This window comes from Edaphobacter acidisoli (genome assembly GCF_014642855.1).
Lineage (GTDB): Bacteria > Acidobacteriota > Terriglobia > Terriglobales > Acidobacteriaceae > Edaphobacter > Edaphobacter acidisoli.
Genome location: NZ_BMJB01000001.1, coordinates 2,764,247 through 2,784,132 on the forward strand (window position 1 = coordinate 2,764,247; position 19,886 = coordinate 2,784,132).

The following is a 19,886-nucleotide window of genomic DNA, read 5'->3' on the forward strand; positions in this document are numbered from 1 at the left end:
TCATCCAAAGCGGCCCTTCACCTGAAGGGCCGCTGCGTTTGCATATCCGCTCGGTATTCGCTCACGCTATCCCGCTATAACCTGCCCCTGCTACTATTTCCCACAGTCAGATTGCATCCAAGGAACTCATGACCCCCCAAAAAGTTCGCAAAGCTGTGTTTCCCGCTGCTGGTCTAGGCACGCGCTTCCTCCCTGCTACCAAGGCCATGCCCAAGGAGATGCTCTGCCTCGTCGACAAGCCGCTGATTCAGTACGGTGTCGAAGAAGCCGTCGCCGCCGGCTGCACCGAGATCATCATCATCACAGGCCGCGGCAAGTCCACCATGGAAGACCACTTCGACGCGAGCCCCGAGCTCGAAGCCAACCTCGAAGCCAAGAACAAAAAAGCGCTCCTCGAGATCGTCCATTCGGTCAACAATCTCGCCCGCGTCACCTACACACGCCAGCCCGAGCCGCTCGGCCTCGGCCACGCCGTGCTGATGGCGAAAGAGCTCGTCAACGACCAGCCCTTCGCGGTCATCCTGCCCGACGACATCGTCGACGCACAGGTCCCATGCCTCAAGCAGATGGTCCAGGCATACGAAGAGACGCAATGCAGCATCATCGGCTCCGAGGTCATCGAAGGCCCCGCCATCTCCTCCTACGGTGTGCTCGACTGCGAACCCGTGCCCGGCAATCCGCGCCTCTTCGATATAACCAACATGGTCGAAAAGCCGCGCTTCGAAGAAGCGCCCTCGAACCACGCCATCATCGGGCGCTACATCCTCACGCCGCGTATCTTCGACATGCTCGAAAGACTCACCCCCGGCGCGGGAGGCGAACTGCAACTCACCGACGCCATCAAAGCCCTACTCAGCTACGAAAAGGTCTACGGCTTCAACTACGAGGGCAAGCGCCACGATGCTGGCGATAAACTCGGCTTCCTGAAAGCCACTGTCGAGTTCGCCCTCAAGCGCGAAGACCTCGGCCCGGCGTTCCGTGAGTGGCTCAGGAATTATCCCGTCTAACCTTTACTCACAGACAGAAAGATGGCGCTGGATCTCGTCCAGCGCCATCTTTCGTTGCGTACAAGAGCGGTGCTACAACATTCCGCTGCGCAACCATGGCCGCAATACTAACTCCGCTTTGCGAAAACGCGCCAGTGGAACCAGAGGATTTGTTTCCATTAAAATAAAAATCGTTATGCCATTCCCTATTAAAGTCTGCGCCGTCTGCGGTGAGGAGTTCGAGTTGCGACCCGACAAGCCCGGCTTTGCCAATCGCTGCCCTTCATGCAGCGTCGAACCGGACGAGCCTCCTGCCGGGAAGCACACCGACGCCCTCAGCTCCGACCGGGAGGCCAACGCGGCCCGCAAAGCGGCCATCCGCAATCTGCTCTACCGTAAGGACAGCTGAGCGCAAACCCTCTTAGCGAGACTTTGTAAGCCCATCTCCTCGTATCCAGACTGGGATCGTCGAACGCTGCCACCAGAACATAGTGGCTGAGCCATGAAGCCAGGTATCTTCCTCGCTGTTATCGACTTGGTAATCCACCCAGTTAAGTAAACGCATCTCCCCCATTTCACGTTTGCACCTAAATTAGTGCGCACCCTGCCGCGACAGCACCCAAGAATGAGTGAATTCGGTTCTATTTGCATGCAACTTTTTGCATATATGCGAGGAATGCGCAGAACCCTGTTTTCGTAACTTATTGGTTTTGCATAAAAAACTGGATTATTGCCGCCATTTCAAAATGGCAATCGACCTGCTCTTATCCAGTGCGAGGAACGACTCCTCGAAAGTTTCATTACTTGCTGGCGCTTTGCTCTAGGAGAACACTACATGTTTAAATCTCTTGCACTTCTTACTGCACTGGTCGTAGCCACGGCAACGATGGCTAAGGCCGATCAAATCTCGATCAACGGGAGTGATGTCGTTGACACCACAGCCCAAACCCTGACGTTCATTGGGCCGAGCAACAGTATCGGCTACCCGCTCGGAAATGTAGGTTTCGATTCATCGACGGGCATATTCAGCGCATTCACCTACTGCAACGAGTGCGTTGAATTGCAGAAGTATCCGATCAACTACGGGGCGTTTACTTCTCCAACTGGCCTTTTTGCTATCACCAATGGTTCCAATAATCTTTTTGTAACCTTGGACAGCATTACCAGCTGGTCGGCCACTGACAACAACTTCACCATCTATGGTGATGCGACGATCAACCTTAACGGCGTGGACACGAATGGCACTCTTATCCTGACGAGCCAAGGTGGTTCAGGTATCAACACGACCTTCTCGGCGACCACGTCTCCGGTTCCCGAGCCAGCGTCGCTTGCGCTGTTCGGCTCTGGCCTGCTCGGCATCGTCGGGCTTGCGCGCCGCAAGTTCAACGTCTAAGCAACTCTTAGATTGAACTTCGATGGCCGAAAGCCTTACCAGGCTTTCGGCCATTTCCGTTTCCGTCGATTGCACCACACCCCCCACCTGGGTCATCATCGACAGGACATGCAAAACCTCGCCACGCTTCCCACCGAAGCCCGCAACCCCGCCACCGAACACCTCGACGAGCTTCCCACGCTCGACATGCTGCGCGTTATCAATGAGGAAGACGCCAAGGTAGCTGCAGCCGTAGCCACTACGCTCCCGCAGATTGCCCAGACCGTGGATGCCGTAGCCCAACGCTTCGAGCAGGGCGGCCGCCTCTTCTACATCGGCGCAGGAACCAGCGGAAGGCTCGGCGTACTCGACGCATCCGAGTGCCCGCCCACATTCTCTGTGCCCCCAACGCTCGTGCAGGGCATCATCGCCGGCGGCGACTCCGCCCTTCGCAATTCGAGCGAATCCAGCGAGGATTCTCCCGAGCAGGGCGCAGCCGACCTCGCCGCGCACGGCTTCCAAAAGATCGACACTCTGGTCGGCATCGCCGCCAGTGGCCGCACTCCCTACGTCATCGGAGCCATGCGCCACGCGAAAAGTCTCGGCGCGCTCACCATCGCACTCACCTGCGTACCCAACTCCGAGATGGCTGCCATCGCCGACATCTCCATCGCCGCCGTCACCGGCCCTGAAGTCCTGACTGGTAGCACGCGCCTCAAGGCCGGCACCGCAACCAAGCTCGTCCTGAACATGATCAGCACCGGCGTCATGATCAAAACCGGGGCCGTCTACGGCAACCTGATGGTCAACGTCCAACCCACCAATGCCAAACTGGTGGACCGTGCCCAGCGCATCATTGCGGCCGCCACAGGAGTGGACAAACCCACTGCCGCCCATCTACTCGACCAGGCGGGCAGCGTAAAGACAGCCATCGCCATGCAGAAGCTCTCTCTCGACCGCGCCTCCGCCGAAGCCCGGCTGGCCGTCGCAAATGGCAGCCTCGCGGCCCTTCTGCGCAAAGCGCATTAAGCCGCCGTGCCTGACCAACGCTATCTCGCCCTGATGATCGCCGCCCGTGCTCATGCGAAGGCACACGGCGCACAGACTCCGGTGCTGGCTCCGTATGACCGCACCCTCCTTGGCAAGAACCCTTCTGTAAGGGTGGCCGAGTTACAAGGAGCGCACTTTCGCGTCATCCCCTGGACCACAAACAATCCCGCAACCATGCGCGCCCTCATCGCGCGACGTGTGGACGGCATCATCTCCGACCGCCCAGACGTCCTCCAGACCATAGTGAAGCAGGAAGCCGCAGCAAACCCATCAGAAGCAGCCTACTTCGCAGCATTCGACGTAGCCGGACACCGCGGCGCGCGCGGCCTTCGTCCTGAAAACACGCTGCCCGCCTTTGAGGCAGGATTCGACAATCTCGTCACGTCAGTGGAAACCGACATTGGCATCAGCGCCGACCGCGTACCGCTCATCTGGCACGATCAGTTCTTCAGCCCCAAATCCTGCCGCCGCGCCGACAATGCCAGATACTCGATGAAGAACCGCGTCTACCTGCGCGACATCACCAGCGCCGAGGCGCAGAGCACCTTCATCTGCGACAAGCTGCAGCGAGTCAACTTCCCCAAACAGACAAACGACCTCGCGCTCTCGCCTGTATCATTAGCCTTCGCCGAGCACGAGCGCCTCATCAGCCCCTACGTCCCCACCCACCTCGAACAACTCTTCCGCTTCACCAGCTTCTACGCCGACTACTACCGCAAAGGCCCCGGCAAGAACCACCCCGAAGCCGAAGCCCGCGCGACGAGCGCCGAGAAGGTCTGCTTCAACATCGAGACCAAAATCCTCCCGCTGCCCAACGACCCTGAAGGTGTACCGGCCGACAAACTGCCCATCCCAAATCTCAAAGCCGAGCCAACCACCAACCACACCTACGACCCGCAGACCTTCGTCTCGACACTCGGCGAGGTCATCCAGCGCAACAACATGCAAAACCGCAGCAGAGTCCTGAGCTTCGACTTCCGCATCCTGCAACTGGTCGAAGAGCAGTCCCCCAATATCCCCACCTACTACCTGACGGAATCCCCTGCATCACTTAGCACAGCCTTGCTCCCACCAGGCCTGCGCCAGCCTTGACACATCCCAACCCCTTAGTTAAGCGGACGCAGATTAGCCTCCGAATTTCCGGAGCCCGAAGTTTTATGGCCACAACGGCGTTTCGGAGGATCAATCGGCCTTCGTCGGAGAAAGGTCTGGCGTCATTAACGCGGATGGCCTTTCGGCCCCGCCGAATCGGGGAAATCGCGCCGAAGTTGCCGCACGCGAGATAAGGCAGTCCTGTAAAGGCACTCTTCCATCGCGGTACCCGATCCAGAGCCAGTTGTGTAGCTGCTGACCGCATTGCAGTATTGGTCACGGTAGGCACGCCACGCGACCTGTGACTCACTCATCTTCTTTGCTGCATCTTCGAGCGATTGAAGAATGACCGGTCCATAAAGGGCCTTATCTTTGGGGCTCATTTCGCGCAGTTCTGCAACGGTGCGTGCAGCCAGCTCATCGGCCCTTTTATTCATGGTTATTTGAGCTTTCATATAGCACTCATACGCCCATGCATTGGACCAAGTAGGTCCGTTCGGACATGGATCATCCTTTTGCGCCAAGCACTGAAGAGGCAACCCGAAGAAGCTGATGAGAATTAGCTGAAAGATTATGCGTTGCATTGGCTATCGAATTCCACCGCAATGATATTGCAAATCGCAGAGAGAATGTTCGGCGCGGGTTGCCGGCAACTCGGAAATCACCGATCCTTCGTCTCGGCATCTGCATAATCGCAGATGCACTCACTGACCGGGTTAGTACCGATATGTCGGCTTGTCGGAAATCATGGCTCGCTAAAACAGCCCCAACTTCCGCGGCATCTCGATCCCCAGATGCTCATACGCCAGCCGCGTAGCCACACGCCCGCGCGGAGTGCGATCGAGAAACCCAATCTGAATCAGGAACGGCTCATAGACCTCTTCCAGCGCGTCCTGTTCTTCCGCCAGCGCGGCAGCCAGCGTATTCAAACCGACAGGGCCGCCATCGTACTTTTCAATAATCGTGCGTAGCAGTCGCCGGTCCAGCTCATCGAACCCATGCGCATCCACCTCCAGCAGCGCCAGCGCGGCCTCCGCTGTCGGGCGGTCGATCACGCCCTTAGCCCGCACCTGCGCATAGTCGCGCACCCGCCGCAGCAGCCGGTTAGCAATACGCGGAGTCCCACGCGACCGCATCGCAATCTCCGCCGCGCCATCGCGGTCGATCGGCACACCCAGCACCTCAGCCGAGCGCTCCACAATAAACCGCAGCTCATCATCGGTATAAAACTCCAGCCGCAGCAGAATCCCAAACCGCGACCGCAACGGTGACGAAAGCAGCCCAGGCCGCGTCGTCGCCGCCACAAACGTGAACGGACGAATCTCCATCACGTGCGTGCGCGCCGCCGGCCCCTGCCCTATGATGATGTCGAGCTTGTAATCCTCAAGCGCCGTGTACAGCTTCTCTTCAAGCACCGGCTGCAGCCGGTGAATCTCATCCAGAAACAGCACCTGCCGCTCGCGCAGATTCGTCAGAATCGCCGTCAGGTCACCCTGAATCTGCAACGCGGGCCCCGAAGTCTGCTGAAATCCCACCTCGAGTTCATTCGAAATGATCGTCGCCAGCGTCGTCTTGCCCAGCCCCGGAGGCCCAAACAGCAGCACATGATCCAGCGCCTCGCCACGCGACTTCGCTGCCTCCAGCGCAATCGCCAACTGCTCCTTGGCCTTCTCCTGCCCGATGAACTCAGCCAGCCGATGCGGCCTGAGCTTCAGCTCAAACGCCGCATCATCTTCAACCTGTCCAGCCGAGACCAGCCGCTCCGCATCCGCGCTCTTCGCATTGTTCATATTTATGGTCACTCAGGCGATAGTAAGGCGAACATCGCCGCGAAGCAAACCCAATCTACCTACGCAACTCCAGCAGCAGGCAGCCATGCGGAGCAAGCGTAGCCGACACGCTCTCGATGCGCCCCATATCCTTGCCCGCCCACACATCACGTGCGCTGAAATTTCTACCCGTAAGCCCATAGGAGGCAATCGACTTCTTCACTGTCACCGGAGCATCTCCCACGTTGAACAACGCAAGCGCATGCGACCCATCAGCTAGATCCGAAGTCCACGCGATCACATCGCCGTCGCGCCCAACCATGCGGCTTCCAGTCGAAGCCTGGTCCACGCGAATCACGTCGCGGTTCGTCAGCAGCTTCAGCGTAGCGTCATCCAGCTCCGTCAGGTTCGCCCCCAGAATCAGGGGCGACCGCGCCATCGACCACAGCGTCACCAGCGTGCGCTGCTCCTCGGGATTCAGCCGCGTGGCCCTCACCTCTCCGTAGCCCGGTACAGGCCCCAGATGCCCCAGCGGCAGCATGTCCGCATCCGGCCAATTGCCCGGTTTGGCATACTTCGCCCAAGCAGCCGTCTTCTCAAACTGTCCAAGCATGCTCTGCGGAAAGTCCTTTCCTGAAGGACTGGCCCAGTAGTCCCAGAAGTCATCCGAGATGCGCCACATCTGCGCCATCGCGCCCACCGCAGCCGCGTTCTCCAGCGCAGTCGGCCCTGGCGACAAGCTCAGCACAATTGGCCGCCCCGTCTTCTCAATCGCGCGATGAATCATCCTGATCTCATCGGCCTTGTACGGATGCGAAGAAATGCAATCCACCTTCAGAAAGTCCACGCCCCAGCCCGCGTACTGCCGCATCAGCGAGTCGTACCACGCCTGCCCAGCCGCATTGTCGCGCACGCCCCAGTTCGTCGGGTCCCACGGACACGCATCGCTCTGGTCCGCCGCATCGACAGCCTTGAACGCGCTGCCTTCAATCGGAAGGTTCTGCGCAACCGACTGACGCGGAATGCCGCGCACAATATGGATCCCAAACTTCAGCCCAAGCGAATGCACGTAGTCACTCAGCGTCTTGAAGCCCTCATCCTTCGCCGACGAAGGAAACCGCCCAGGCGCAGGAATATAGCGGCCGTACCGATCGACATCCAGACGCAGCTGCTCAGGATGCGGACGATCCTGCGGGTTCTCCATGAACCATCCTTCGTCAACCACTGCGTAATTCCAGCCAAACGGCTTCAGCTTTTGGTCGAGCACCTCGACATTCGCACGAAACTGCGGCTCTGTAATCGTCAGCCCATACGAGTCCCAACTGTTCCATCCCATCGGAGGAGTCGGCGCAAGCACCTTCTTTTGTGCAGCAGCGATGGCGGCGAGAGACAAAAGCATGGCGGCAACCAGAAAACGTTTTATCGGCATGCCGATAACCATACCAAATCCACGAATATTTCCGAATCCTTTCAAGAAACAACCTCATCAATAGAAGTTGCCATATTCAATAACTGAACTATACGGTTTAGTATTTATATTCAACCCGGAGGACGAATGATCCACGTCAGCGACCTCACCAAAAAGTTCGGCGACTTCACCGCCGTCGACAGCATCTCCTTCGACGTGGCCGAGGGCGAAATCTTCGCCTTCCTCGGCCCAAACGGCGCAGGCAAAACCACCACCATCAAAATGCTCACCACGCTGCTCCGTCCCACCAGCGGCAAGCTCGAAGTAAACGGCATCGACCCGACTTTGAAACAGAACGAAGCACGCAAACTCTTCGGCGTCGTCTTCCAGGACCCCAGCCTCGACGGCGATCTCACCGCCGCCGAAAACATGGAGCTGCACGGTGTCTTCTATCACGTGCCCAAGAAGCTACGGCTCGAGCGCACCGAGATGCTCCTTCGCCAGTTCGAACTCTGGGACCGCCGCAAAGACCGCGTCAAAACCTTCTCCGGAGGCATGAAGCGCCGCCTTGAAATCGCCCGCGGCCTGCTGCACACACCAAAGATCATCTTCCTCGACGAACCCACCCTCGGCCTCGACCCGCAGACGCGCAACCAGCTCTGGACGCACGTCAAGCATCTCAACCAGACCGAGCGCACCACCGTCTTCCTCACCACTCACTACATGGACGAGGCCGACCGCGTCGCGCACCGCATCGCCGTCATCGACCACGGCCACATCGTCGCACTCGGCACGCCGCAGCAGCTCAAAGAACAGACCAGTACCGATTCTCTCGAAGCCGCATTCCTCGCGCTCACCGGCACCACCATCCGCGACGAAACCGTAGGCTCCGCCGAACAAATGCGCCAAATGGCAAAACTCTGGAGGAGATAAATCATGAGCGTCATCTACATCATGTGGCTGCGCGAACTCCGCCGCTACACCCGTTCCCGGGCACAGATCGTCGCCTCGCTGGGCCAACCGCTGCTCTATCTGCTCGCGCTCGGCTTTGGCCTCGGGCCCATCTTTGAAAAAGCAGGCCAGGGCAGCTATCTGCAATTCGTCGCGCCCGGCGTCATCGCCATGTCCGTGCTCTTCACCTCAGTCTTCTCCGGCATCGGCCTGCTCTGGGACCGCCAGTTCGGCTTCCTCAAAGAGACCCTCGTCGCCCCCGTACCGCGCATCCAGGTCATGTTCGGCCGCACGCTCGGTGGCGCAACCGTCGCGGTTATCCAAGGCATCCTCATCGCCGTCATCTGCTTTATCGCAGGTTTGCGCGTGCATCACATCAGCCACATCCCACTGGCCTTTTTCTTCATGGGCCTGATCGCCTTCGTCTTCGCTGCACTCGGCATGGCCATCGGCTCTGTGCTCGAAGACATGCAGGGCTTCCAGCTCGTCATGAACTTCCTCGTCATGCCGATCTTCTTTCTCTCAGGAGCGCTGTTTCCCTTGTTCGGCCTCGGCACTGTCCTCAAGTGGATTACGCGCTTCGATCCGCTGACCTATGGCGTCGACGCGCTGCGTGGCGTGCTTACATCGATGGGCTACTTCAGCCTCACGGTTGACACGCTCGTGCTCTGCGGGCTCTCCGTACTCTTCATTACCATTGGCGCGCGTCTCTTTTCCAGAATTCAGATCTGAGATGGCACGCCCGAAGAGCACGCACGCACACGCTGAAGTCATAAAAGCCGCGCTCATCCTCATGGCGGAGCGCGGCATCGACGCCACCAGCATGGACGCCATCGCCGAACGCGCAGGCGTCAGCAAGGCCACCATCTACAACCACTGGCAAGATAAGGAAGCGCTCATCCTCGACGCCATGGCCCACCTGCTCGGCCACCACGAGCGCCCAGCCTTCAACACCGGCGACACCCGCGCCGACATGATCGCTGTCCTCTCGCACCAGCCGCCGCGCACGCACGCCGCTTTGCATGAGCGCATCATGCCACACCTCGTCGCTTACTCAGCGTTGCATCAAAAATTCGGCGAAGCCTGGCGTCATCAGGCCATGGAGCCGCCGCGCTGCGAACTCACCCGGCTGATCGAGCAGGGCATTCGCCACGGCGAACTCATCCCACAGCAGGACATAAGTTTTTCGCTCGCCATGCTGCTCGGGCCCGTGATGTACCGCCGTATCTTTCAGCGCACAGACACCGATCTCGCCGCCAATCTACCCGAGCGCGTTGTCGATGCCTACTGGCGAGCCTTCGGCACGCACTCCAATCCACCCGAACGAAAATCGCGAAAGAAATAGCAGTCAGAACGTCACTGCATCGGCTGTACATTCTTCTTCACCGCCAGCGGCATCATCCCAGTCGAGATGCTGCGCACAGGCCGCCCGCTTGTCCCGTTGCCCAGCTTCTGCGGTGCGAGAGGCTGCACGGCCAGTGGCAGTTGCATCGTCACAATCAGCGCACACGCCGGTCCGTTTCCGCTGCACACGTAACTATGCGTCGTTCCAGCGTCGAAGTAGATCGCATCGCCTGCTTCAATGCGATGCGTCGCCTCGCCATGACGTACCTCCAACTCGCCCGAAAGAAGATACAGAAACTCGCATCCGCCATGCTGATGCGGCTTTGGTGCGCGTCCCGTCTTCACCGGTAGAAACTCGGCAAAGTAAGGATCAAGCTGACGGTCTGGCACCAGGTACCCTAGGCTCTCAAAGAAATACGAAGGATCATCCACACCCGTCTGCGGCAGCCGCATCCGCTCATCACGCCTGTGAACGCGGAACAACGTCTGTGGCTCCGGTTCAAAAAAGTAGCTCAGGTCCTTCGAGAAGACCATCGAAATGCGTGCAAGGTTCCTCAACGTAGGCACCACTCGGCCTGTCTCTAGCTGCGACAAAAAGCTCGCCGAAAGCCCCGTATGGCGACCCAACTCTACCAGTCCCATCGATTTCTTCAGACGCAACTGTTTGATACGCTCGCCAATCTTCTTCTCTGCAATAAACGTCTCAGCCGCTTCGCCATCCACGCCTGGGCTTCTTTCACTCGTCGACGGGCCGCGCATTAGCTGTGGTGTGCGAGACATGGGCAAATCCGATATAGAAGAAGGATCATTTTTATTCATCTGCGTTTCACCGGGGAATAGAATTTTTCCAACAACCACGCAGAAAAAAGATGCTGCAATTTCAGTGGGTAAGATATCTGTGTTTCTCTAGCAACGTTGGATGCAACCTGAGCGCAGAACGTAGTCTGGCATCCGAAAATGCTAGCCTGTCAACAATGAAGCACGCATTCACTCGAGGCCGCTGGCCTGCCGCACTGGCCACGCTGGGAATAACAATCGCCATCGGCTGCGCCAGCCCCGGTCCTCCCATGCCACCATCGCTTCACCTGCCCAAAGTAGTGAATGATCTTTCAGCCAGGCGCATCGGAGACGCTGTTGAGCTGCATTGGACAACTCCCCTGCACACCACCGATGGCCTTGATATCAAAGGCGCTGTCACCGCAGAGATCTGCCGCGCCTCGTTGAGCGCATCCGCACAACCCAGCAAGCACTCCGATTGCACCCCGATTAAACGAACACTCGTTCATCCCGGAGCCACCAGTGCAGTAGACGCGCTTCCTGCTGCACTTGCAACCGGCCAGCCCGCGCTACTGCTCTACCGTGTCCGTCTCTTCAACTCCAACGACCGCACCGCAGGCCCATCAGCACCCGCATTTACCGCCGCCGGAGCAGCACCCTCACCAGTCGAGCAACTCCATGCTTCCTCATCACGATCGGGCATCGTGCTCGAATGGAAGCCCGGCACCGCACCCGTCCCCATCGAACTTGATCGCACCCAACTCAACCCGCCGCAGAAAAAATCAAAGCCCTCACCAGCCGCACCTAAGTCAAAGCCAACACACTCATTCAATCTCGTTGCAAACCAGGCTGTCGAAGTCCGTCTTCAAGCAGCCAATCAACCCTCCGACCGAGGCGGCACACTCGACCGCAGCGCACAAAAGGGAGAGACCTACCGCTACACCGCACAGCGCGTAAACAAAGTCATCCTCGGCGGCCACTCACTCGAAATCCGCAGCGCCATCTCCGCGCCCATCACCATCACGCTGCTCGACATCTTCCCGCCCGCCACGCCAACCGGCCTCGCCGCCATCCCCGGCAATCGCTCCATCGATCTCTCATGGGAGCCCGTCTCCGACACCGACCTCGCAGGCTACATCGTCTACCGCCAGCAGACAGCAGCAGACGGCTCCGCGTCCGGCCCATTCACACGCATCACCCAAACGCCCATCGTCGGCCCAGCCTTCAGCGACCAGACCGCCACCCCCGGCCGCAGCTATATCTATCGCGTTACCGCCATCGACACCACGGGCAACGAAAGCTCACCCAGCGCCACCGCCCAGGAAACCCTGCCGGAGCAGCAGCAGTGACCACCAAAGTAAAGCCTCGAGCCAGTAGCCATCATCACAGGAGCCATCACCATGCGCTACGCAAAATTCCTCTCGCTTGAAAACGGAGCACTCGTCCCCCGCTACGCCTTCGTCGAGCAGCGCGACAACGCGCTCTGGGCCACCGAGCTGATGGCCCCACCAGAAGAAGACCTCGCCGCCCGCAACGCGCCACCCACAGACTTCGATCCAAAACCGCTCGCCGACCTGCACCTGCTCGCGCCCGTGCATCCCTCAAAGATCATCTGCGTCGGCCGCAACTACCGCGACCACGCCGCCGAGCTCGGCAACGAAGTCCCCAAAGAGCCGCTGCTCTTCCTTAAACCGCCCTCGTCGCTCCTCGCACCAAGAGGCGTCGTGCGCATGCCCCTCATCTCCAGCCGCGTCGACTACGAAGGCGAGCTGGCCATCGTCATCGGCCGCCGCTGCCATAACCTCGGCCCCACCGAAGACGCGCGCCCCTACATTCGCGGCTACACCATCGTCAACGACGTCACCGCCCGCGACATCCAGAAGTCCGACGGCCAATGGACGCGCGGCAAAGGCTTCGACACCTTCTGCCCCACCGGCCCCATCGTCTCCAGCGACATCGACCCCTGCGGCTCAGAAACCACGCCCGCAACCCCCGTCACCGTCACCACCCGGCTCAACGGCACGGTCAAGCAGCAAGGCTCAACCCGCGACCTCATCTTCCCCATCGCACACCTGCTCCGCTACATCACGGCAACCATGACGCTCGAACCCGGCGACCTCATCCCCACCGGCACGCCCGCCGGAGTAGGCCCAGTCCAGCCCCTCGACACAGTTCAAATCGAAATCGACGGCCTCGGCACACTCGAAAACACCTTCGCCGCCGACTAAGTAGCGACACAACACAGATTTACACCGACGACCCCGATCTCACATGAAGAAGACGACCACGGATGATCACGGAAAAAACACGGATTGTTTTTTTCCGCGATCATCCTTGGGATCCGCAGTCTCATTTAAATCGTGTCATCGGTGAAAATCGGCGTTAAGCCGTCCGCTGCCCGCGCGAAATGCGTCTAAACAAGGCACCGCTTGATAAAATGGTGATGGACACCGAAGGAGAAAAAACATGGCATCTCTACTCGAACAGCTTCGTGGCATGACCACCGTCGTCTCCGACACCGGCGACATCAACTCGATCCAGCAGTATCGCCCACAGGACTCGACCACCAACCCCTCGCTCATCGCCGCGGCAGCCGAGAAGCCCGAGTACCAGTCCATCGTCGACGACTGCCTCAAGCAGGCCCGCAAGGAAGCCGGTTCCAACGCCACCGACAAAGACGTCGCGCACCTCGCCTTCAAGTCGCTCGCCGTGGCCTTCGGCATCAAGATTCTCCAGATCATCCCCGGCCGCGTCTCCACCGAAGTCGACGCCCGCCTCTCCTACGACGAGCAAGGCTCCATCCAGATGGCCCGCGACATCATCGCGCAATACGAAAAGGCCGGCATCTCCCGCGAGCGCATCCTCATCAAGCTCGCCTCCACCTGGGAAGGCATTCGCGCCGCCGAAGTCCTCGAAAAAGAGGGCATCCACTGCAACATGACCCTGCTCTTCGGCATCCACCAGGCGGTCGCCGCAGCCGAAGCCAAAGTCACGCTCATCTCCCCATTCGTCGGCCGCATTCTGGATTGGTACAAGAAAGACACCGGCAAGGACTTCACCGGCGCCGACGACCCAGGCGTCCAGTCCGTCACACGCATTTACAACTACTACAAGCACTTTGGCTACAAGACCGTCGTCATGGGCGCGAGCTTCCGCAACACCGGCGAAATCATCGAGCTCGCTGGCTGCGACCTGCTCACCATCGCTCCTAAGCTGCTCGGCGAACTCGAAGCCGCCCAGGGCACGCTCGTTCGTAAGCTCGACGCAGACAAAGCCAAGGCCGAGAAGATCGAAAAGATCCCCATGGACAAAGCCACCTTCGACAAGATGCACGCCGCCGACCGCATGGCGAACGACAAGTTGAAGGAAGGCATCGAGGGCTTCTCGAAGGCGCTCGAAGATCTCGAAGTCAGCCTCGAAAAGCGCGCTGCCGAGCTCAACGAGCCCGCCGTCGCCCGCTAAATCACCCTTCATCACCTAAGCAAAAAGGCCCGGACTCTATAACGAGTCCGGGCCTTTCTCATTCGGTTAGAAGTGGTACTTCATCGAGAGCTGCAACTGCCTCTGACCAGACCGCACAGCCGTGATCTGCCCGAAGGTATTCGCGCTCGCATTGGCTGCGGGGTTGCTCAGATAAGCACTGTTGAAGAGGTTATCCGCATCAACCCGGAAGTTGAGCTGTTGTTCATGCCAGATGGTGAAGTCCTTGGTAACTTCTGCTCCGTAGGTCTGGAAGCCTGGCGTCCGTTCCGATGTAGGACTTGCCGTGCCAAAGGTTCCGATAGCAGGCTGACCATACGCACAGACGCCGTTATCAACGCCTGCCGTTGTGCACGGAATAGCCGAAGGATCCGTCCCGAACCAGTTGTTGATGCTGCGGTGAACAATCTTCAACGGCCGATAATGGTTGGCGCGCTGCGCGTTGCCGTTGACCGAGGAGTTATTGGTAGCGCTGATATTGACCGGGAAGCCGGTATAGAAAACGCCGCTCATCCCAACCCTCCATCCGCCAACGATCTCATCGACGACGAAAGGCATCGTGCCGCCATACATCCGCCCGCGCCCAACCGGAAGGTCATACACCAGGTTCCAGTTGATTGCATGACGCACATCCTGACCCGCTGGACCATACTCCGCGTGCAGGTTGTAGACATTCTCCGCATAGGCGCTGACCGCCGTAATACTAGGTACACCATAGAAGCCGGAGCTGTTGGTCATGGCGTGGCTCCAGGTGTAGTTGGCGGTGTATTGCAGACCGTGCCACGCACGCTGCCGAAGCGTGGCCTGCATCGCGTTATAGTTCATCATCGCGTTCGAGTCCGTGTAGCGGATGACGCCGTTGTAACCCACACCAGGCGTGGTGTAGAACGGCGCCGGCGCCTGTGCCAGACAGGCCGCTGACGGAGTCTTTGTGTTGACGTTCTGCACAACGCCGCCGACAATGCACGTGTTGTGTAGTTGGTTGCGGTAGTTGGCCGTAACCAGGTGCTGCCCGGCCTCGCCAACATAACCAACCTGAAGCGAAGCGGTGTTGCTGACCTGATACTCCACCGTCAGGTTATAGATGCCGATAGCTTCCGGCTTCAGGTTTTTGTTCCAGACGTTATAGACGTTGGACGCAGCTGCCGATGTGCCAAATCCTCCAGCCACATTGAAGAAGCTTCCGGGGCTGCCCGAGACGGCCTGAACACCGCTGGCCTCGAAGGTTGCCTGGAAGGGCAGATTGGTCGTCATGCGCAGATTCGCGCCGGTCCCTTCCATGAAGCTCTGCAGGCCGTATCCCCCGCGCAGCACCCAGCGCGGAGTCGCCGACCACGCAAAACCAATGCGCGGCATCACGCTGCCATAGTAAGGATCGACGAGTCCGCGGCCATACCCTGCGTTCGCGCCTGTCACGCACGGCAGACCAATCGCCTGGCATGCTGCCGTGCTGTTGCCGTCCACGATGATGACCGACGGATTGTTCGGATCAATCGTGGACATCCTGTTACCCACCTCGTAGATCGGCTGGACGTACTCATACCGAACGCCGAGGTTGAGGGTCAGGGTGTCGAGCAGCTTCCAGTCGTCCTGCACGAAGTACGCATCGCGCCACGAGCGCATCCCCACCGGTCCGACGACGCTGCCCTTGCTCTTGAAGCCTGCACGGTCCAGCAGGTAGTCCGCCGCGGCGTATCCGGTGTTGGAATAGCCGAGCGGATTGGCCGTCGGAGATGCAGTGCCTGCACCGAGGTAGAAGAAGCCGCCAAGCGATCCATCATTGCCAGGATAGAAGTTGTTCTGCTGCTGGCGAAGGAACTGCACGCCAGCCTTGAAAGTATGGCGACCCCGCAGCCAGGTGAAGTTATCACCATAGAGGAAGGTGTTGATCGTGTAGTTCGTACCGGTGTTCTGGTTGCCGAGGTTCGTGTATTCCGTGCCGTTCGTGGCCGAGAATTGCTGCGGGCTGGCAGAGTTGCCAAACGCGAGTACAGAGAATCCGGCAAAGGCCTGCGAAACAGGATTGTTGGCTCCGATGCCAAGAATCTTGTCACCGTTCAGCCCGAAGACCCCGGTCGGATCGAGCAGCGAAGCTGCATTGCTCTGAAGGCGCGTATAGCCTGCACGAAATTCATTGACCATGGCCGCGTTGAAGGTATGGACTTCGTTGATCGCCACGCCGCGTACCGGGTAGGTAGGCGCGCCCGCGAAGCTGGTAGGAAGCACGTTCTGAGTGGTTGACCCCTGATTGGCAAAGGAGTAGCGAACCGAGAGGCTGTCCTTGTCAGTGGCCCTCCAATCGATCTTCACATCGAACTGGTTACCGTAGTTGCGGCTCTTGGTGGGCCCCGTATAGTTGCTGCTCGCCGGGGTGTTGGTCGCGTTAGGAGCGCGATTGGGCAGCGGGTAGATATTCGGGTGCGCCAGCAGGTACTGCGCCGCCGGGTTCGTAATGGGAATCTGGTTGTTGACGTATGCGGGGTTTCCTGCCGTCGTCGCATCGTAGAGCTGAATCAGCCGCGAGTACGAAGCGCATTTGAAGCCGTTGATCGTGACGTAGCCCGATGTCAGTCCCTGGTCGCCGGAACACATCAAAGACGGGTTGAGAAGCTCGGAGAAGTCGCCCGTGCGCTCCTTCAACGTAAGGACGGTTGCGGTCCCGGTCCCCCCCGAGTGGTAGCGTCCTCCCTGATAGTCGCCAAAGAAGAACAGCTTGTCCTTGAAGATGGGGCCACCCAGTGTGCCGCCGAAGATGTCGCGGGTGAAGCTGTTCCTGGGAACAATCGTCGAGCCATGTTTATTGGCCCAGGTATTCGCATTGAGGTTCTGGTTGTTCAGGAAGAAGAAGCCGCTGCCGTGGAACGCGTTCGTGCCGCTCTTGGTCTGGTAGAGAATGTCGCCGCCCAGCACGTTGCCATACTCAGCCGGCGCGTTCGCCGAGATCACCTGGACCTGGCCAATCGCATCAAGGCTGGGATTGTAGCCCGCAAGATCATCCAGCGTCGCATTGATGTTCATGCCGTCGAGCAGATACTGATTCGTCTGCTGGCGGTTGCCGTTGACCGAGACAGTTTGATTCGTGCTGATCGGCCCCGAGACCGAGGCGTTATTCACGAACCCGTTCGGGTTGGTGCTGACAGCGCCCGGCAAAAACATCGTCAGCGCAATAATGTTCCTGCTCACCAGCGGCACATTCTCAATTGCACGCGTATCCAGAGTCGTCGCCAGCGTCGGATTTTCTGTGTTCAGCAGTGGAGCGATGTTGGCCTCAACCTGCACGTTCTGCGCCTGGCTGGCCAGCACCAGCTTCGAATCGATCTTCGCGTTCTGCCCCGTCTCCAGCACAAACGGCCCAATCTCGGCCTTGGCAAAACCCGAACCTTCCACCGTCACCTTGTAACTGCCGATCTGCAGGAAGCGGATGTTATAGATGCCATCACTGTTGGTCGTCGTTGTCGTCGCGACGCCAGTCGCAACATTAGTTGCCGTCACCGTCGCATTCGGCACCACCGCTCCCGAAGGATCGGTCACCGTGCCATTAATGCTTCCAGTGATGGTCTGCGCAGGACAGGACATTCCAGCGCAGACAAGCGCCGCAACAATCCCAATCCATATCGTCTGAAGGAATTTGCAGATACTACCGGTAACTTGCGCCTGTCGATTCATAAAGTCCTCCTAAAAAAGTGCTTCAAGATCGAATACAGTTCGAAAGAAAAACCCGGGGCATGGTTCACGTTAGCGAATAAAGCGAAGCCAAATCATAAGCACCGAGGGCAAATTTAGTCAAAAGAAATAATTCGGGTGAAAAAACAGCCCCTAAATGTGCAATATTTCGCAAACACCCGTAATGCACGGGTTAGAGTCCCCGGAGCTACCGCGCGTTGCATCCACGCAACACCCCACAAGGAACCACGAGATGTTCCACGCGAAACATTCCAGCCACCGGATTCCGCGGATAAGCACGGATTCTATCTTCCGTCTTATCCGCGTTTATCCGTGAAATCCGCGGTCGTCCTGCCTTTAAATCGGTGTCATCGGTGCAAATCGGTGTTAAGCCTCTCGGACGAGGCCTACAGGATGTACCGGCTCAGGTCCTGGTCCTTCACAATCGTCGCCACCTGCTGGCGCACATACTCCGGATCGACCACAATCACCTTCTCAGTCCCCGAAGCCGTCTGCCGCTCAATCACTGGCAGCGGCGGCGCAACCTGCCCACCGGCGTGTGGCGCCGAGGCGTGAACCGCCGCAACCACACCCTCCTCAGTCGTCTCCGTCCGCGGGCTCTTGAACAGGTCCGGCGCCTGGAAGCTGATCTCATCGAGCACTCGCTCAAGAATCGTATGCAGCCGCCGCGCACCGATGTTCTCCGTCGTCTCATTCACCCGGAAAGCAAACTGCGCCATCTCCGCAATCGCCTCCTTCGTGAACTCCAGCTTCAACCCCTCCGTCTCCAGCAGCGCCATCGACTGCTTCACCAGTGACGACTTCGGCTCCGTCAGAATCCGCACAAAGTCATCCACCGTCAGCGACTGCAACTCCACGCGGATCGGAAACCGCCCCTGCAGCTCCGGAATCAGATCGCTCGGCTTCGACACATGAAACGCGCCCGCAGCAATAAACAAAATGTGGTCGGTCGAAACCATTCCATACTTCGTATTCACCGTCGTGCCTTCCACAATCGGCAGAATGTCCCTCTGCACGCCCTCGCGCGAGACATCCGGCCCATGCCCGCCCTCGCGCCCCGCAATCTTGTCGATCTCGTCCAGAAACACCATGCCCGAGTCTTCAACGCGCTCCACCGCCAGCTTCGTCACCTGGTCCATATCGACAAGCCGGCCTTCTTCTTCCTGCACCAGATAGTCGAACGCCTCGTTCACCTTCATCTTGCGCTTCTTCGTGCGCTGGCCAAACAACCCAGGCAACATGTCCTTCAGGTTGATGTCCATCTCCTCCGCGCCCTGATTCGTGATGACCTCGAAGCTCGGCATATTCCTGTCGCGCACATCCAGCTCGACGATGCGCTCATCCAGCTTGCCCTCGCGAAACTGCTGCCGCAGCTTCTCCCGCGTGCGCTGCTCACGATCGCCGGGCTTCTCATCGCCATCGTGGACCTCGTGCGGCGTCGCAGCCGGCAATTGAATCACATTGCTCCCACTGAATCCCGTGGCGCCTGCAGCAGCCGTCGAAGGCGTCGGTGGCAGCAGCAGATCGAGCAGTCGGTCCTCGGCCGCAAGCTCTGCCTTGTCCTCAACCTCTTCCATCTTCTCTTCGCGCACCATGTCGATGGCGATCTCCACCAGATCGCGCACAATCGACTCCACATCGCGCCCCACATAACCAACCTCGGTAAACTTCGACGCCTCCACCTTCAGGAACGGCGAGTTGGTCAGCTTCGCCAGCCGCCGCGCAATCTCCGTCTTGCCCACGCCGGTAGGCCCGATCATGATGATGTTCTTCGGCATGATCTCTTCCGCCAGCTCCGGCGAAAGCTTCTGCCGCCGCATGCGATTGCGCAGCGCAATGGCCACAGCACGCTTGGCTGCATGCTGCCCCACCACATACTTGTCCAGCTCCGCCACAATCTCACGCGGAGTCATCTCATCAAGCGCCAGCGCCTGATCGTCCGCCGTTCCAGGTAAATAAATCGCCATCTAAAA

The 19,886-nt window shown here is 59.0% G+C and carries 17 protein-coding genes; 11 read left to right on the top strand and 6 right to left on the bottom strand.

Annotation, left to right across the window (positions count from 1 at the left end):
* Positions 1-128: 128 nt before the first annotated feature.
* The 5 genes from galU to IEX36_RS11205 all read left to right on the top strand — a co-directional run bounded on the left by galU (position 129) and on the right by IEX36_RS11205 (position 4,500).
* Positions 129-1,007 (top strand): UTP--glucose-1-phosphate uridylyltransferase GalU, encoded by an 879-nt coding sequence (galU, locus tag IEX36_RS11185; RefSeq protein ID WP_188759376.1) that lies wholly within the window; start codon positions 129-131, stop codon positions 1,005-1,007.
* A 175-nt stretch (positions 1,008-1,182) separates the two neighbouring features.
* Positions 1,183-1,395: a hypothetical protein gene (locus IEX36_RS11190; RefSeq protein WP_188759377.1), complete on the top strand. Its 213-nt coding sequence runs from the start codon at positions 1,183-1,185 to the stop codon at positions 1,393-1,395.
* A 426-nt stretch (positions 1,396-1,821) separates the two neighbouring features.
* Complete coding sequence (locus IEX36_RS11195) at positions 1,822-2,379, top strand: PEP-CTERM sorting domain-containing protein (protein WP_188759378.1); 558 nt, start codon at positions 1,822-1,824, stop codon at positions 2,377-2,379.
* Between the two features lie 108 nt (positions 2,380-2,487).
* Entirely contained in the window at positions 2,488-3,387 is a 900-nt protein-coding gene (gene murQ / locus IEX36_RS11200; protein WP_188759379.1) for an N-acetylmuramic acid 6-phosphate etherase, read from the top strand.
* 6 nt (positions 3,388-3,393) lie between these two features.
* Positions 3,394-4,500 (top strand): glycerophosphodiester phosphodiesterase family protein, encoded by a 1,107-nt coding sequence (locus IEX36_RS11205; protein ID WP_229668894.1) that lies wholly within the window; start codon positions 3,394-3,396, stop codon positions 4,498-4,500.
* A 125-nt stretch (positions 4,501-4,625) separates the two neighbouring features.
* Here IEX36_RS11205 and IEX36_RS11210 read toward each other — a convergent pair whose 3' ends face one another.
* The 3 genes from IEX36_RS11210 to IEX36_RS11220 form a co-directional block, all read right to left on the bottom strand.
* Positions 4,626-4,955, bottom strand: a complete 330-nt coding sequence (locus tag IEX36_RS11210; protein ID WP_188759380.1) for a lysozyme inhibitor LprI family protein — start codon at positions 4,953-4,955, stop codon at positions 4,626-4,628.
* 300 nt (positions 4,956-5,255) lie between these two features.
* Positions 5,256-6,290, bottom strand: coding sequence for a Holliday junction branch migration DNA helicase RuvB (gene ruvB, locus IEX36_RS11215; protein WP_188759381.1), 1,035 nt, complete (start codon positions 6,288-6,290; stop codon positions 5,256-5,258).
* 55 nt (positions 6,291-6,345) lie between these two features.
* Positions 6,346-7,698, bottom strand: a complete 1,353-nt coding sequence (locus IEX36_RS11220; RefSeq protein WP_229668895.1) for a glycoside hydrolase family 27 protein — start codon at positions 7,696-7,698, stop codon at positions 6,346-6,348.
* Between the two features lie 126 nt (positions 7,699-7,824).
* Between IEX36_RS11220 and IEX36_RS11225 the strand changes: the two genes are divergently transcribed.
* From IEX36_RS11225 to IEX36_RS11235, 3 genes are read left to right on the top strand one after another with little or no spacing between them, the layout of a single operon-like run.
* Positions 7,825-8,610, top strand: a complete 786-nt coding sequence (locus tag IEX36_RS11225) for an ABC transporter ATP-binding protein (RefSeq protein WP_188759383.1) — start codon at positions 7,825-7,827, stop codon at positions 8,608-8,610.
* Between the two features lie 3 nt (positions 8,611-8,613).
* A complete protein-coding gene (locus IEX36_RS11230; protein WP_188759384.1) occupies positions 8,614-9,360 on the top strand; it encodes an ABC transporter permease in 747 nt (248 codons plus the stop codon).
* 1 nt (position 9,361) lies between these two features.
* Positions 9,362-9,973 carry a TetR/AcrR family transcriptional regulator gene (locus IEX36_RS11235; protein WP_188759385.1) on the top strand — a complete coding sequence of 204 codons (612 nt, stop codon included), beginning with the start codon at positions 9,362-9,364 and terminating at the stop codon, positions 9,971-9,973.
* An 11-nt stretch (positions 9,974-9,984) separates the two neighbouring features.
* Here the strand turns inward: IEX36_RS11235 and IEX36_RS11240 are convergent, their stop codons facing one another.
* Positions 9,985-10,752 (bottom strand): helix-turn-helix domain-containing protein, encoded by a 768-nt coding sequence (locus tag IEX36_RS11240; RefSeq protein WP_229668896.1) that lies wholly within the window; start codon positions 10,750-10,752, stop codon positions 9,985-9,987.
* A gap of 194 nt (positions 10,753-10,946) precedes the next feature.
* Between IEX36_RS11240 and IEX36_RS11245 the strand changes: the two genes are divergently transcribed.
* From IEX36_RS11245 to IEX36_RS11255, 3 genes are all read left to right on the top strand, one after another.
* The gene (locus IEX36_RS11245) at positions 10,947-12,098 is read left to right on the top strand and encodes a fibronectin type III domain-containing protein (protein WP_188759386.1); all 1,152 of its coding nucleotides are present in this window, start codon (positions 10,947-10,949) and stop codon (positions 12,096-12,098) included.
* Positions 12,099-12,149: 51 nt separating this feature from the next.
* Positions 12,150-12,977, top strand: coding sequence for a fumarylacetoacetate hydrolase family protein (locus IEX36_RS11250; RefSeq protein ID WP_188759387.1), 828 nt, complete (start codon positions 12,150-12,152; stop codon positions 12,975-12,977).
* Positions 12,978-13,215: 238 nt separating this feature from the next.
* Positions 13,216-14,211: a transaldolase gene (locus tag IEX36_RS11255; protein WP_188759388.1), complete on the top strand. Its 996-nt coding sequence runs from the start codon at positions 13,216-13,218 to the stop codon at positions 14,209-14,211.
* A gap of 66 nt (positions 14,212-14,277) precedes the next feature.
* On the opposite strand, the gene IEX36_RS11260 is transcribed toward IEX36_RS11255, so the two are convergent.
* Complete coding sequence (locus IEX36_RS11260) at positions 14,278-17,895, bottom strand: TonB-dependent receptor (protein WP_188759389.1); 3,618 nt, start codon at positions 17,893-17,895, stop codon at positions 14,278-14,280.
* Between the two features lie 404 nt (positions 17,896-18,299).
* Positions 18,300-19,880 (bottom strand): ATP-dependent protease ATPase subunit HslU, encoded by a 1,581-nt coding sequence (hslU, locus tag IEX36_RS11265; protein ID WP_188759390.1) that lies wholly within the window; start codon positions 19,878-19,880, stop codon positions 18,300-18,302.
* Between the last annotated feature and the right edge of the window lie 6 nt (positions 19,881-19,886).

Excerpts from the sequence above, each read along its gene's own strand:
- hslU (WP_188759390.1), bottom strand. The coding sequence starts at position 19,880 with ATGGCGATTTATTTACCTGGAACGGCGGACGATCAGGCGCTGGCGCTT.
- IEX36_RS11255 (WP_188759388.1), top strand. The coding sequence starts at position 13,216 with ATGGCATCTCTACTCGAACAGCTTCGTGGCATGACCACCGTCGTCTCC.
- ruvB (WP_188759381.1), bottom strand. The coding sequence starts at position 6,290 with ATGAACAATGCGAAGAGCGCGGATGCGGAGCGGCTGGTCTCGGCTGGA.
- galU (WP_188759376.1), top strand. The coding sequence starts at position 129 with ATGACCCCCCAAAAAGTTCGCAAAGCTGTGTTTCCCGCTGCTGGTCTA.
- IEX36_RS11190 (WP_188759377.1), top strand. The coding sequence starts at position 1,183 with ATGCCATTCCCTATTAAAGTCTGCGCCGTCTGCGGTGAGGAGTTCGAG.
- IEX36_RS11220 (WP_229668895.1), bottom strand. The coding sequence starts at position 7,698 with ATGCCGATAAAACGTTTTCTGGTTGCCGCCATGCTTTTGTCTCTCGCC.
- IEX36_RS11235 (WP_188759385.1), top strand. The coding sequence starts at position 9,362 with ATGGCACGCCCGAAGAGCACGCACGCACACGCTGAAGTCATAAAAGCC.
- IEX36_RS11225 (WP_188759383.1), top strand. The coding sequence starts at position 7,825 with ATGATCCACGTCAGCGACCTCACCAAAAAGTTCGGCGACTTCACCGCC.
- IEX36_RS11240 (WP_229668896.1), bottom strand. The coding sequence starts at position 10,752 with ATGTCTCGCACACCACAGCTAATGCGCGGCCCGTCGACGAGTGAAAGA.
- IEX36_RS11210 (WP_188759380.1), bottom strand. The coding sequence starts at position 4,955 with ATGAAAGCTCAAATAACCATGAATAAAAGGGCCGATGAGCTGGCTGCA.
- IEX36_RS11250 (WP_188759387.1), top strand. The coding sequence starts at position 12,150 with ATGCGCTACGCAAAATTCCTCTCGCTTGAAAACGGAGCACTCGTCCCC.
- murQ (WP_188759379.1), top strand. The coding sequence starts at position 2,488 with ATGCAAAACCTCGCCACGCTTCCCACCGAAGCCCGCAACCCCGCCACC.
- IEX36_RS11245 (WP_188759386.1), top strand. The coding sequence starts at position 10,947 with ATGAAGCACGCATTCACTCGAGGCCGCTGGCCTGCCGCACTGGCCACG.
- IEX36_RS11260 (WP_188759389.1), bottom strand. The coding sequence starts at position 17,895 with ATGAATCGACAGGCGCAAGTTACCGGTAGTATCTGCAAATTCCTTCAG.
- IEX36_RS11195 (WP_188759378.1), top strand. The coding sequence starts at position 1,822 with ATGTTTAAATCTCTTGCACTTCTTACTGCACTGGTCGTAGCCACGGCA.
- IEX36_RS11230 (WP_188759384.1), top strand. The coding sequence starts at position 8,614 with ATGAGCGTCATCTACATCATGTGGCTGCGCGAACTCCGCCGCTACACC.